This window comes from Paenibacillus sp. BAC0078 (genome assembly GCF_054483875.1).
The window spans coordinates 110,951-124,507 of the sequence record NZ_JBTLRW010000011.1 but is presented as its reverse complement, the minus strand read 5'-3'; the positions used below and the strand labels follow the sequence as shown (position 1 = coordinate 124,507).

General features: G+C 50.8%; 12 protein-coding genes. All 12 read right to left on the bottom strand.

The genetic code is table 11. The features are described from left to right. Positions 1–10 precede the first annotated feature (10 nt). A complete protein-coding gene (locus ACX1DY_RS20395) occupies positions 11–577 on the bottom strand; it encodes a DUF6470 family protein (RefSeq protein WP_458966030.1) in 567 nt (188 codons plus the stop codon). Between the two features lie 15 nt (positions 578–592). Beyond that, positions 593–1,510 (bottom strand): flagellar hook-associated protein FlgL, encoded by a 918-nt coding sequence (flgL, locus tag ACX1DY_RS20390; protein WP_458966029.1) that lies wholly within the window; start codon positions 1,508–1,510, stop codon positions 593–595. Between the two features lie 14 nt (positions 1,511–1,524). Then, on the bottom strand, positions 1,525–3,120 hold the full coding sequence (gene flgK / locus ACX1DY_RS20385; protein WP_458966028.1) for a flagellar hook-associated protein FlgK: 1,596 nt from the start codon (positions 3,118–3,120) through the stop codon (positions 1,525–1,527). 57 nt (positions 3,121–3,177) lie between these two features. Next, positions 3,178–3,678: a flagellar protein FlgN gene (locus ACX1DY_RS20380; protein ID WP_458966027.1), complete on the bottom strand. Its 501-nt coding sequence runs from the start codon at positions 3,676–3,678 to the stop codon at positions 3,178–3,180. 12 nt (positions 3,679–3,690) lie between these two features. Beyond that, positions 3,691–3,978, bottom strand: coding sequence for a flagellar biosynthesis anti-sigma factor FlgM (gene flgM, locus ACX1DY_RS20375; protein ID WP_458966026.1), 288 nt, complete (start codon positions 3,976–3,978; stop codon positions 3,691–3,693). A 105-nt stretch (positions 3,979–4,083) separates the two neighbouring features. Beyond that, positions 4,084–4,491 (bottom strand): TIGR03826 family flagellar region protein, encoded by a 408-nt coding sequence (locus tag ACX1DY_RS20370; RefSeq protein WP_458966025.1) that lies wholly within the window; start codon positions 4,489–4,491, stop codon positions 4,084–4,086. A gap of 166 nt (positions 4,492–4,657) precedes the next feature. Next, complete coding sequence (locus ACX1DY_RS20365) at positions 4,658–5,530, bottom strand: double zinc ribbon domain-containing protein (RefSeq protein ID WP_458966024.1); 873 nt, start codon at positions 5,528–5,530, stop codon at positions 4,658–4,660. Positions 5,531–5,579: 49 nt separating this feature from the next. Next, positions 5,580–7,724 (bottom strand): DEAD/DEAH box helicase, encoded by a 2,145-nt coding sequence (locus ACX1DY_RS20360; protein WP_458966023.1) that lies wholly within the window; start codon positions 7,722–7,724, stop codon positions 5,580–5,582. Positions 7,725–8,006: 282 nt separating this feature from the next. After that, positions 8,007–8,462 carry a hypothetical protein gene (locus ACX1DY_RS20355; RefSeq protein WP_458966022.1) on the bottom strand — a complete coding sequence of 152 codons (456 nt, stop codon included), beginning with the start codon at positions 8,460–8,462 and terminating at the stop codon, positions 8,007–8,009. Positions 8,463–8,682: 220 nt separating this feature from the next. Next, positions 8,683–9,405, bottom strand: coding sequence for a response regulator transcription factor (locus ACX1DY_RS20350; protein ID WP_458966021.1), 723 nt, complete (start codon positions 9,403–9,405; stop codon positions 8,683–8,685). A gap of 4 nt (positions 9,406–9,409) precedes the next feature. Next, complete coding sequence (locus ACX1DY_RS20345; RefSeq protein WP_458966020.1) at positions 9,410–10,567, bottom strand: sensor histidine kinase; 1,158 nt, start codon at positions 10,565–10,567, stop codon at positions 9,410–9,412. A gap of 58 nt (positions 10,568–10,625) precedes the next feature. Beyond that, positions 10,626–13,355, bottom strand: coding sequence for a stalk domain-containing protein (locus tag ACX1DY_RS20340; protein WP_458966019.1), 2,730 nt, complete (start codon positions 13,353–13,355; stop codon positions 10,626–10,628). Positions 13,356–13,557 lie beyond the last annotated feature (202 nt).

Sequence of the window (13,557 nt, the reverse complement as noted above, 5' to 3'; positions counted from 1 at the left end):
CTTACAAAAGCTACATTTGAACATTTACTTCCGGTGGTATAAACTGCACGGAGGCGTACTGCTGCATGTAGATGTTCAACTTGCCTCGTGTATACTCAATCTCTGGTCGATGCCTTACCACCTCAATATCAACCTTTGCCGCCCGGAAGCTGATCTCAGGAGCCTTCGTCTCAAAATGAATGTCCACATTGTCATAGGACGCCGGGCCACGAATCTCCGGGAAAGAATTAGGCTCCGTATCTGTACCATAGACCTCTTCAATCGTATTACCAGGTTTGTAAAACTCGGCCATCCGGTTTCCTTGTTCAACCTTCCGCGCCAAATTCTGAAGATATAGCTGCTGAATACCGGAATAGATTCTCTTGTTCATATCGATCATGCTACCGCCATAATAGGCTGCCCGAGCGGCAGATTGGTCTATCGTAAGCTCCGGGCGTGTTGAGTGTACATTCAGCTCCCCAGGAGTTGTCGTGATGTTAACTTCAGCCTTAGGCTGGGTGATGGAGTATGTACCCGGATCAGCATCAATGCCAAGCACTGCCGGTGTCTGTCGAATTTGCAGTATAGGCTGCAACATCGAGTACCACCTCCATTATCTGATGAAGTCCACTAAAGATGCAGAAATAATCTTGGCTCCTACGGACAGGGAGGCATTATAGATATTTTCTTGTATCTTGGACTGCATAATTAGTCCTTCGTAATCAGCATCCTCTGTCTTGGCCTGGAGATCGGTCAGATTTATATTCAAATCACTTAAACGGCCCTGCATTAATTCCACACGATTAGTTTTGGCACCTATCTCAGAACGAGCTGATAGAATCGTCTCTGTTCGTGTATCAATATTATCCAGTTCTTTGGATACTGCAGAAATGTTACCGGATTTCAGCCCTGCAGAAATATTATTAATGATGGTGAACAGATTATCCGCATCACCTGTTTTGCCAAAAACATCATTCCCGGTCATATTTATTGGCATCTGTACCCCTTCGCCTACAATATACTGAATCTCCCCGGGGTCTGTTGTAATAGCTTTGGACGTATCATATGTACCATCAGCCCCTATGGCAAAATCATAAGGTTTGGAGTCATATTTTTCACCGTTAAAAATATATTTGCCGTTAAGCTTGCTATTGGAGATATCCACCAGCTGTTGTTTGAGCTGCATTACTTCTTCATTAATGCTGTCCAAAGCGGACTGCGGATTACTGCCTGTAGAAGCCTGCACGGTTAGTTCACGCAGACGTTGAACCACATCTCCGGCCTGTCCCAGCACCGTATCGTTATAGTCCAGCCAGGAAAGAGAACTGTCTACATTTTTTGTATACTGTTCATTTGATGAAAGCTCTGCACGGTAACGCAGAGAATACGTAATACCAACCGGATCATCGGAAGGCTTGTTGATCTTGCGTCCGGTGGATAGCTGCAACTGTGTTTCGTTCATGGCACGCGCATTACGGTTCAAGTTAAGCAGCAACTGTGAGCTCATCATATTGGAGGTTACCCTCAACATATGCTATTCCTCCTTTATCTGCCGACGGTGCCGGTAGAATTAATCAGTTTATCAAGCATCTCGTCATAAGTCGTCATAAAACGTGCAGCAGCACTGTAAGCATGCTGGAATACCAGCATATTCGACATTTCTTGATCCAGAGATACGCCACTAACCGACTGGCGGCGGGAATCCACTTGCTCCACCAGATAATCCGCATTACTCGTCTGGCGAGTAGCTTCCTGTGATTGAATCCCTAGTTGGCCTACCATGGAGCTAAGATATGATCCGACCGTACCTGTCTTGGAACCATCGGGTGTTGTAAAGGTGTTATTATCCTTTAAATTACCGAACATCAGGGCCAAGGTATTATTGCCCTTGATTACAGTCGCCTTTCCGGAACTATCTATATCTGCACGTAGAGAAGTAGCAAAGAGAGTAGGGTCATCAGCAATTTCCGGGTTAAGCCGAATATTACTTGCAGTGATTGCTTCTCCTGCAACGGAAGACGTAAAGAAATCGCGGCCTGAGCTACCATTCAATGCATAGCCTAATTTATGCAGACCATTTAGACCTTTTACTGTAGTCTTAAGATCACCCGTCAGCGGAATGGGAACGGCAGAACCTGCGAGGAGTTGAGTCTTCGTGCCATCCGCATTAATTATCTCCGAATCCTTGAGGACTGTAGTGCCTGCTGGAAGAGTAGAGCCTGCCGGAATCGTAACCTGAACCTCTCCCGTAGCAATCGTGTTAGCCATAGTATCCAGTTGCTTCTTGTAATCAGCTACATAGTTTTTGCTGGAAAAAATCATTCCGTAGGCTTCGCCCGCCTTCAGATCTCCAGAGGTATAAGCGGCATTCAGAAAAGCGCTGTCTACCGTTGCAGTTACTGCTGCCCCTTGAACAAGCTGCTGCGATCCCAGGGAAATGTTATAGCCTGCATCTGTCTCTAAGACAGTGATGTTGGCAATTTTGGACAGTTTATCTGTCATCAGGTCACGCTGATCCCTTAAATCATTGGCCTGATCACCCATTCCTTCGATCTTGGCAATAGACTGATTAAGATCAGCAATCGAGCTCAAATAGCCTTGGATTTCTTTCCCTTTGACATCAATATTGGTATTAAGGTCTCTGTCCAGGTTGTTTAATTGTGTGCTCATATAATTCATGGCATCCGTAAGAGACTTCGTAGTTTGCACTACAATCTTGCGGGCAGTAGGATCATCCGGGTTCTTACTGAGATCCGACCAGGACTTCCAAAAGTTATCGAGTACAGTCCGGATACCTGTATCCGAGGGTTCGTTTACAATTGCCTCCAACTTATCAAGGGTATCGGACTGAATCTTCCAGTTGCCGCTGGCAGAACTCTCTCCACGGTACTGATCGTCCAGAAACATCTCACGGATCCGCTCAATGGAAGTGAATTCCACCCCGGTCCCCAACTGACCTGGAGCTGTAGAGTTGCTAAAGCCGTATGCCTCAATAGGCGAAGCAGCCTTCATGTTGACGCGTTGGCGGGTATAGCCTTCTGTATTGGCGTTAGCGATATTGTGCCCGGTTGTGTTGAGAGCAGCAGTTTGTGTAAACAGGCTTCGTCTTGCCGTCTCTATTGAGTGAAATGTAGATGTCATGCTACTTGTTCCTCCCTTGTGATTGCTCCGGCAAACCGGCCTGCGAGAAAGATGAGTCTATCCTCGGGCGTCAAAAAGGCCCGGCCGGGCGGCGCTGCTTCCCTTGTCGGACGGATGATGATAGGTAAAATCCTGGTTCGGCCTTCCGACGAGCAAATCCAGGGAATAATCTATAAAGGTAAGCGACTGCTCTATCAGCTTCTGATTCAGCTCGTTGGCCTCTTTCAAACGGTGTAGCGTGCCTGAAAGCTTCTGCTGAACATGCAACAGCCGCGACTTGTCTTCAGGATCAAATACAAGGCGGGACAGCTCTGTAAGGTTCAGATTCAAGTTGGAGCGGATTCCAACCCCCTGCAGAAAAGCATACGCAGCCTCGGCACGTTTCTCCTCAAGCTGACCGATCTGCTTCATAAGCTTGGACTCCCGGTTCATGATGTCGATAAGACCATCCACCTTGTTATCTATAATCGTCTGCTTCTTGAAAGCGGCCAGATCCAGCATTTGAACATGTACCTCGTCCAGCCGCTCAAGCAATTCTATCAATGTTGTCAATGGCATGGGTGTCTTCACCTAATTCTCGGAGGATTGCTTAAAGTAAGGGGCGAGTGTGTCTGCGAGTTTGGCTGCGTCAACTTGGTAGGTACCTGCGGAAACCTGCTGTTTCAAGCTCTCAATCTTGCTGGAACGTTCGGCATCAATCTTGCCGCTCTGCTGAGCCTGCAGAAGCTTAATGGCTTCATCCGAAATCGAAACCTCATCCTTGCGTGAACTCTTCTTCATTTGTTCCTGTCTTTGCGATTCCGCACTGCGTTGATATGGATTAATGGGATTAATCCGTCCGGTCTCGTTAATTTTCATTACTTCACCTTCCTTCTAATATAAAAAAGCCGATAATCTTTACTAAGTTTATCGGCCAGTTTTGAAACATTTTTTATAGCTGCAAACGTTTTTTTGCTAATTTAATTATTCGCGGAGCTTATCGACGGCCCGATATGCGCCTTCTCCCGGTTTTTTAGGAGTGTCAGCTGCTGCAACTTCCTTGACCGCATTTGAAAAATCCTTCCGCAGCCGGCTGCGGCAGCTTTCACACATAGGTCCTTCCCGGATCAAGGTTCCACAGACTTCGCAGGGGTACATCATATTAGGCGCATTTGCTATAGAAATCCGGCCTTCGCGGATAAAACGGGTGATTTCCTTAATCGAAATTCCCGTCGCATCGGACAGCTCCTGAATATTGGTGCCTCTGTTCTCACGCAAATATTCCACGCATATTTCATATTGGTGTTCCAATTCCTTAATGCAGGGCTGGCACAAGTCCATAATATTTTTGACATATAACCGGCCGCATCTTGGACAATTATCAAGATTCATTTTCAGCAGCGGCTCCCTTCCATACAGTGTGTGCAGCATATAGACATCTTATGATCCTAGATTACATGATTGTAAGAACTTCGTCTATGATTAGTATCGGCTATAAAATCCCTTTGATTATATTTTCATAACAAAAAAAGTATTAACGGTGATTTAATATAACTCTTTACGAACGGGCCCAGGTCAGGCTATATATTTCCGCTAGGCAACCAAAGCTGCCAGTTAACAGTTTAAGCGACTCCGCGCAGGCACGGATCGTACTTCCTGTGGTATAAATGTCATCAATAATGATGATTTGCAGCGGACGAACTTGTATCTGCGGTCCGATGGAATTAAGCCATTCAGTAAATGCCATCCTTACCGCAGGGTCCGGGTTGGCAGCAAAAGCGTACTTCATATCGCTTAGGCGTTCGGCCCGGCTTTTGAAGCTCTGTTTGCCTGTGTGGTGGGTACGAATCAGCAGCGGAAGCTGCGGAAGCCCCCTGCGCCTCGACAGAACGTCTGCAAGCCGCTCCGCCTGATTGAAGCCGCGCTCCGCAAGCCGGGAGTCACTCACGGGTACCGGGACCAGCAGATCAGCTTGCCACAAGCTGGTGGAAGAAGCACGTTGGCCTGAAAAGATGGACAGGAAGGGCAGGTTTTGCAAAAAAGCGGGTTTACGAATTACCTGACCACGTTCTGTTTGGAGCATGTCATATGCTCTGTCCAGCATCAAGCCAAGCAGGGAAGCGAGCCGTTCGTTTCCACGGTATTTATACTGGCCTAAAGTTTCGCGCATCACGCTTGTATAAGCTACTGCACTGCGGTTGCAGACGATTGGCACAGATTCACTGCTGCGGCTGCAGTCAGGACAGCCAACGTGTCGGCCGCATTTGGAGCAGCGCGGACTGCGAATCCACGGAATATTAGCTTCGCAGTTCACACAAACTCCAGGCAGTTCGGATGAAAACTGGCTGATTTTTCCGCAAATGAGGCATGGAGTAGAGGAAGGATAAAGCAGGGTCTGAGCTTTTTGCAGCCAAGTATTTAGGGCAAACATGGACAACCCTCCTTGCAAAATTGATATTTTTCATTTTCTCCGGTGAGGCTTATTTGTGCTCTAAATAACCTTGCCTGCGGGCAATGGTATTCATGGTGCGGATCTGCGAGATTGCTCCCCGTTGGGATCTTGTCCATTGTGGAGATATAAATAAAACGGTGCCCGCCGGGTCGTCTTTGGAGCGTCCAGCCCTTCCTGCCATCTGTACCAAAGCCGCTTCGTCAAACAGGCTGCTGTCCGCGTCCAAAATAAAAACATCACTGCGGGGAACCGTAACTCCCCGTTCGAGAATGGTGGTAGTTACGAGGAGAGAAATTGCACGGCTGCGAAAAGCCGCAACTTTCTCTGTTCTCGCCGGGTCCTGGGAGGAGGTGCCCTCAATAGCAGTGCCCGGGAAGCTTCGCCGGAGCAGAGCCAGCATTCCCTCGATGTGGGCAATTCGTGATACAAACAAAAAAATTTGCGCCTTACGTTCGAATGACCTGCGAAGTGCCTGCAACAACGCTTTGGGAAGGAATCCGCGCTTCAGGCACTGCTGTACTGATGCCAGCTCCAAATGCCGGGGTACCGGCAGCGGATGACCATGGAACCGTACTGGTACTCTGGCATGCGGCAGCTTGCCGGAACGGGCCAGCTGCTGCAGTTCTTTGGGAGGTGTTGCGGACAGATAGATGAACGAGCCGCCCGGTTTGCAGGCATGCTCAGCGGCATAAGCCAGCATTGGATCGTTATGAAAGGGAAATGCATCTACCTCGTCGAGAATGACCAGATCGAAGCTCTGATGAAATCGCAGCAGCTGATGGGTGGTGGCCAGGGTGATCCGGCCATTGGTCCAGCGGTCTGCGCTGCCGCCGTACAGCACGGCGAGTGTCTCCGCCGGGAAGGCCCTTGCGAGCCGCGGCGCCAGCTCCAGCACGACGTCGCGGCGCGGCGTCGCGACAAGCGCTCGGCCTCCGGCAGCGAGCACCGCCGTAAGGAGCGGGAAAGTGATCTCCGTCTTTCCCGCTCCCGTAACCGCCCAGAGCAGGAACCGCTCTGGGCTTTTGGCGGCGGAGCGCTGCCGCGGCTCCGCCAGGAACCCCAGTGCAGCGCCGGCGGCCCCCGCCTGCGCCGCACTAAGCCCCCACCGGCGTGCCGCCACGGTGGGGGAGGTGCCGGCCGTGCACCGCACGGCCGGAGACGCCGCGCTGCGCAGCAGCAGCGCGCAAGCCCGGCTGCGCCCGAGTGCGAGGCAGGCCTCGCAATAGGCGCAGCCCGCAAGGCCGCACGCGGCGCATGCCGTGCGGCCGGTGGCGGCGCTGCCGCAGCGCAGGCAGCGCATTTGCGCGCGGCGGGCGGTGGCCGCGCCGCGCCGGGGTAAGCGAAGCTGCGGCAGGCAAAGCGCCGCAGCGTGCAAGAGGCGCGCCGCCCAGCCGGGTCCTGCGCGGCGCGGCGCAGGAGTACCGACGGCGGCCTCAAGCCTCAGCCGCCCCTGCAAATGCGCGAGCTGTGCCGCAGCCCGCCAATGCCCGGCCAGCTCCGGAAGCACCTCCGCCAGGAGCGCTTCCGCTTCAGGCTGGAGCAGCGAGCGGCCCGCGAGCGCCTTTACCAATTGCTCAGTTGCTGCTCCAAGTGCTAAGCGCCCTACCCCTTCCTCCATGCGATCAGCCTGAACTATAGCCCTACTGTGATCACTCTGATCACACTTCCCTTTCATAGAAACGGCTTGCTCAGTAACTCCTCTCTCCTTCCAGCCATTCCCCAGTTCTGAGTGTCCTCTAACCAAGTTGGCAGCTCTCTCCTCATTGTTCCATTCGAGCCCTGTCTCCCTCCAACTCTGCCCAGATTGCAAGATGCCATCCCTAAATGGCTCGTAGATAGAAATTCCTTCATAGATCCATCCCTCATCCCACAGACCTCCCCTCTCCCTCTCCTCCCGAAGCTCAATACTCAACACATCTGCGACATACTGCGCCCAGTCCTCTTCCTTCCAATCTTGCATCGCTTGAATTGACCGGAAGCTCTCACGCAGCTTTACCGCCCAGCCAAGAGGGAGCGATGGAGACAACAGCACCAGCCTGTCTGCCGCCCTGCTGTTCCAGCCTTCGTGCTCTCGTCCAGTACCGCTCCACCACAGGCTGTCTACATGTATATCGAGCGTAATCCATACCTTCCAGCTTCCATCACAACTCACAGCATACACAGCAGCTTTCATCCATTCCGCCCCCTAAATCATTTCACTTCGCAACATCCATAGTGGGAAAAAGTACACTAATCTAATCAAAAGGATTGACTATTTATAACTCCTCACGCATGAGGTGCAGAGCATCCCACTAAATGTCGCCACATCGCAGATTTCCGTAAATTGATTATACAAATTCCGCCTAACCCTAATTGGTCACCAACCCTCCAGTTTTTTTCAAATCCAAACTTTTCCAGAAACACAAAAAAGCACACTCCCCGAATTCTCGAGAGTGTGCTTCACCCGCTTCTTGCATCACTTGCGTTTTTTATGATTGTTCGCCTCGCTTTGCTTCGCATCCCCTGCTCCCCGCATCTGCAGAAAAGGCAGCGGAACCGGTTGCCCGGGCTCGCGCAAATCCACCACAATTCCAAGCTGTGGTTCAATACCCGCCTGCAAGGTGCGCATAACCGGAGCGAACTCCAATGCGGAACCACTGCGGGCCAGCCTGGAGGCTACGGCCAATGTTCCATCACTCGAATCATCGTCCATTAAGGTTACTTGCAGCAGCTCCCCTTTCAGCAAAGCATAAAAAGTCAGCGCTCTGATATACCATTCCACCACATATTCATGATTTCGGGTAATGAGAATATAATGAAGCCGCTTCCCGGACCGAATGTGCTGCGGGGACTGCTCCCGGTTATGCAGAATATGAACCAGCAGCACCGCAAATGCATAGATGGCCGCAATCCAGATTAACTGGGCTACCATAGAGATACACCTCCTCTTATACCGACACTATATGCCGGTGATCAAAGGTCGGTGACTGCCCAAGACCGCCTTACGGCCAACCATCCCCGCTTTATGCAGCCTCGCTGCACTTTTCCACTAATACCGTGTCTCCCTATAACCGAAAACTGAAACAATACTTTGACTGCAGCAGCGAGGCTGCAAGCATTATATGTAATGTTTTAAAACGTTAGCCCTGTGTTTATAATGTTACCCAGCCATATTTGATCGAATTAATTACGGCCTGCGTACGGTCGTCAACCTCCATTTTTTGCAGGATGCTGCTAACATGGTTCTTGACGGTCTTTTCACTGATGAACAGGTATTCACCAATCATCTTGTTGCTCTTACCTTCAGCCATCAGCCGGAGAACCTCTGCTTCACGGCGGGTCAGCGGATTGTTGTCGCCTGCAACAAATTTGACACCCGCTTCTTTAACCGCAGTTTCAGCAATAGCACCCGTCTCATTGAGATAAGTCATGCGCCGCAACTGGTTAATCAGCTTGCCTGTTACCTTTGGATGAATGAACGCATGGCCTTCACAGACGGAACGGATAGCATTAATGAGCGATTCGGCCTCCATGTCCTTCAGTAAATAACCATTGGCGCCCTTACGCAGCGTTTCGAATACATAGCTCTCATCATCATGAATCGACAAAATAATCACTTTGACATCCGGGAACATTTCCCGCAGCTTTTGCGTGGCTTCGACACCATTCTCAACCGGCATATTGATGTCCATCAGCACGATATCCGGTTTGTTTTCATTGCAAAACTCAAGCACCTGAATACCGTCACCGCATTCGCCAATGACCTCAATATCCTCCTCCATATTCAAAATCCGCTTAAGCCCCTCACGAAACAACTGATGATCATCGGCCAAAAGAACTTTTATGGGCGACTTGCCAGGGTTCTGGTTTTCCATCACATTACTCCTTTCCCTTCTCTACATTCGTCGGAATGTGAATGATGATTGTTGTGGCCTGATTCTCGGCTGACAATATTTCCATTCTTCCTTCGAGCAGCTCCACGCGTTCCCGCATGCCTACCAGCCCAAAGCTTTCCCGATTGCCCTGCTCGCTTACCTTCTTCACATTAAAGCCTAATCCGTTGTCCTTCACGACGATCTTGATCAACTGTGCCTGATAAGTAATTTCTACCAACACGTAGCTAGGGAACGCATGCTTCGCCGCATTGGACAAAGCTTCCTGCACCAGACGGTATACCGCTGCCTCCATGGCTGAGGTCAGCCGGTGCTCTTTCCCTCTTGTTTCAAAAGAGGTACGGATCTTCGTCTTCTCCTCATAATCATGCACGTATTTTCTCAGTGTCGGAATCAGGCCTAAATCGTCGAGCGCCATCGGACGCAGATTAAAAATCACCTTGCGCATTTCTTCCAGGCTGTACCGAACCTGACCTTTCAAGTCTATTACTTCGTCCTGTACCAACCCAAATTCCTGCTTCACCAGCATTCTTTCTACAATTTCCGTCCTAAGGACTAGATTCGCCAGCATTTGAGCGGGACCGTCATGAATTTCCCGGGCAATTCTTTTCCGTTCCTCTTCCTGAGCCAGGATAATCTTGAGGCCGATCATCTGCCGATTCTTCGCAGATTCGACAATTCTCGTCACTTGACCCAGTTCCCCGGATAAGTACTCCAAGACAACACTCATCTGGGAGCCAATCGACTCTGCACGCTCTACTGAATTTTCCACGCTGCGGACCCGCAATTGCAGTTCGTCCCGCCTGCTCCGAAGATAGACCTCCCTTTCCCTCGTCATCATGAGTTCAAGCTGTAGCTCCGTTGCTTTCTCATAAGCGACCCGGATATCCTTCTCGGAATAGCGGACAAAATCCCGGCTGACCTCTGTCAGCCGGATACGAGAGCGGTGATACTGCAGCTCAAGCTTGTCTACCTTTTGCAATGTTTCATCCGTTTCATCCATGACCCGCTGCAGTTCTTTGTTAAGCGCAACAAGCTCATCCCGTGCAACCTGCAATATTTCAAATATCTGATACTTGCTGCTCTCCATCACGTCGATGGTATTCTTAATGACGCGATCTATCGCATCGGCTTGAAATTCCACGGATGCTTGCCCCATTTCTATCGGATCGTATTAAAGGCTTTCCTTTAATATTACCATATCACGATTCGATAGTTACGGTCTTCGTTTTCTGTTCCCATTTTACGGATAATCCAAGCTGCTCCGATACCAGTCGAAGAGGTACTAAAGTCCTGCCCTGCAGGATCACAGGCGCTACTTCTGCACCCTGGCGTTTTCCGTTCAGCACAAACTCCTTCTTGTTCACAGTCAGATCGAGGACCTTGGCTCCGCGCAGCACCATAATTTTCTTCGTGTTCGGGTCCCATGCCGCACTGCCGCCAAAAGCATCCAGCACATATTTGATCGGCACATATGTGCTTCCATCTTTGACAATTGGAGAGACATCTATCGCTTTCTTGGTGCCGTTCACAGTCATCGACTTGGAGCCGATGCTCATTGCGGCTGTGCCCTTCGGAAGACCGGCTTCGCTGGACAGCGACGGCATTACGAACGACAAATTGTCAAAAGCAACTGTTCCTGTCTTCGCCCGCTCATCCTGTCCTTCCTCCACATTCACCACGTATAGCCGCTTTAGGGTTGCCGGGAATTTAATGCCGGAGCCTGACAGATCAATATTGAGGCTCTTCCAGCCATTCCAGTCAATCACCTTGGCCAGATCGATATAGGATGTATTTCCGCTTCCGTCTACGACTTCAGCACGCAGCCAGTTTAAGCTCATATCACCCATAACGTCCAGCGACATGGAGGTTGCCGCAGCCGGAATGCTTTTGCCGCTTGTCCCGTTGAACTGGGCATAAGCGTACATTTTACCGCTGCCTGCGGTCATATCATAGCTGAGGGACAGCACCTTGGAGCCTGCCCGCTCAGCGCTGCCCGCTTGGACTGCCGCGGTTCCCACGACACTGCTCACATTGGATGTGAACGCAATCGGGTAGCTCACATTCTCAAAATCCTCCCAAGGAGTAGCTGCCGCTGTGGATAACACAACCGCCGTGCTGAAGCCGTCATAACGGGCGATAGCATATCCTGTAGTAACGCCTGAATCTACCGAATTAACCGTCAGCTTGCCATCCTGCACACTGCCCTTAAAGCCAATAAATTCCCACTTTAGCGCTGATGCCGGAACAGTGAGCGTTGCTCCGCTGCTGGCTACAGCGGTCACTGGGACGGACACGGAGGTACCGGCCGCAAGCGGTGCCGTCGCCGTGCCGACAGTGAGGCTGGAGATATCATCTCCGCCAAGGACGGTAATCTTGGTGGAAGCGCTGGCAGCGCCGCTAGTGGCTGTCAAATTCACAGTTCCCGGCTTAACTCCGGTGGCTTCTCCACCGTTTACCGTCACACTGCCGCCGCTTGACGACCATACTGGACTTAAAGCTGCAACATCAATTGGATTATAGTACGTATCATAGCCTTTTAATGAATAGCTTGCCTTTTGACCGATCAGCAGCACAGAGTTACCGCTAATCTTGATCCCTTTCACTTCCCCTTGCGGAGCCGAGGTATAGACCCCCAGTCCGTTGACGATGCTGCGTTGCTCTGTGCCGTATTCGGTATTAAAGGTCAGGGTAGTCGAGGTTTCGGCAAGCGGCCGGTCCACCATGGTTGTAGAGCCGCCTCCGTCCAGATTCATTCCTTTCCAGACACCGATGTCCGTCATGAAGGATTGCAGCTCGGTCAGCGACATACCAGCACTGTTCGCATTATCTTCGACTGCTACCACATACACATAGCGGCCATCCTGCGAATAGCCCAGAGCCGTGCGCGCGCGGTATCCCCCGATACTGGATGTGGAACGAGAGAACGTTGCCGCCTTACCGTCGTTCACCAGAATGGTGTGTCCCCCGATCATCATCTGCAAGGATGCCGGATCAAGCTCCTGCTGTGTAGTTTTGGAGCGCAGGGTGTAGACACTGCTCAGCTTTTGCCCAACAACCAGATGATTCTTCACGAACGCAGCCCCAAGCCCGTGTGTCCGTAAAATATAAGCTCCTTTTGGTACGGCTATAGGCAACGCCTTATCCGCAGAAATTTGGGTAATAACGTCATTCTCCACCAACACCTCTGTAGGGGTAGTGGAGCTGTTCTTCGGACGATCCAGTGCGGTCCAGGCATCCGTATATATGTATGCGGCATTGGCGTGGCTATAAATGGAACTGCCGCCCTCTGGACTGTACGCTCCTTTGTTGATACCGGATAACGGAAACTGTGATCCGTCCTCTGCGGTTACCAGACCTTCGAAGGAATACTCGTCAATTACCGGTTTCCGGTCTTTGGTCACGGCAAAAGCGTACATTCCGTCGAGCTGCGAAGGTGATGAAACAACGACGCCACCAGATACCTGGCCGCCGATAGGCGCCCCCTCGCCTCCTGTATTGAAATAGTCACCGTTCACGGCAGCAACGGCTCCCGTCTCTTTTGCCATCCCGCCTGTGCTTTGCCGGGTCGTTAATTTCCCGCCTTTACCGGTCATTACATCAATGGAGACATAAGGATTGTTTAGATCTACCCGAATCACATCTGCCAGCCCTGTGGCTGTTTTGCCGGAACGAGACGTTGTAAATTTATATTTCATCATAATGGCACCTGAAGTAACTACCTCTTCACCCAGCTTGGTTACAGCAAAAGAGCCCGCTGCGTGAGCCACAGGTGCCGGTCCGGAGCCAAATTGCGGGATCCCTTCACTGCCGATGACCGGCATAATCCACAGCACTCCTGCCAGTGAGGCAGCAATCCATTTTTTTGCATGCAGCTTCTGTAATCCCCGCGATTGCTCTCCGCGTTTCTTCTCCATGAAAACTTCATTCATTTCAGCGTAACTCTCCCATCTCTTTTTTTAAATACAAGAATCTTTCAAAGTCTGGGAACACGTTCCTAGTTTCCCGCTATACCTTTAATAGACTGATTTTCAGAGGAAAAGTTGCGAATATTGCTAGATTTAAGCCAAAATAGCCCCCTGCTGGAATAGCCTGGTGAACGCAAGCAGAAACGGCTGCGCCGTCTTTAGAAGG

Bases quoted from the DNA above. Each gene is read 5' to 3' on its own strand.
- ACX1DY_RS20395 (WP_458966030.1), bottom strand. From the start codon at position 577: ATGTTGCAGCCTATACTGCAAATTCGACAGACACCGGCAGTGCTTGGC.
- flgL (WP_458966029.1), bottom strand. From the start codon at position 1,510: ATGTTGAGGGTAACCTCCAATATGATGAGCTCACAGTTGCTGCTTAAC.
- flgK (WP_458966028.1), bottom strand. From the start codon at position 3,120: ATGACATCTACATTTCACTCAATAGAGACGGCAAGACGAAGCCTGTTT.
- ACX1DY_RS20380 (WP_458966027.1), bottom strand. From the start codon at position 3,678: ATGCCATTGACAACATTGATAGAATTGCTTGAGCGGCTGGACGAGGTA.
- flgM (WP_458966026.1), bottom strand. From the start codon at position 3,978: ATGAAAATTAACGAGACCGGACGGATTAATCCCATTAATCCATATCAA.
- ACX1DY_RS20370 (WP_458966025.1), bottom strand. From the start codon at position 4,491: ATGAATCTTGATAATTGTCCAAGATGCGGCCGGTTATATGTCAAAAAT.
- ACX1DY_RS20365 (WP_458966024.1), bottom strand. From the start codon at position 5,530: ATGTTTGCCCTAAATACTTGGCTGCAAAAAGCTCAGACCCTGCTTTAT.
- ACX1DY_RS20360 (WP_458966023.1), bottom strand. From the start codon at position 7,724: ATGAAAGCTGCTGTGTATGCTGTGAGTTGTGATGGAAGCTGGAAGGTA.
- ACX1DY_RS20355 (WP_458966022.1), bottom strand. From the start codon at position 8,462: ATGGTAGCCCAGTTAATCTGGATTGCGGCCATCTATGCATTTGCGGTG.
- ACX1DY_RS20350 (WP_458966021.1), bottom strand. From the start codon at position 9,405: ATGGAAAACCAGAACCCTGGCAAGTCGCCCATAAAAGTTCTTTTGGCC.
- ACX1DY_RS20340 (WP_458966019.1), bottom strand. From the start codon at position 13,355: ATGAATGAAGTTTTCATGGAGAAGAAACGCGGAGAGCAATCGCGGGGA.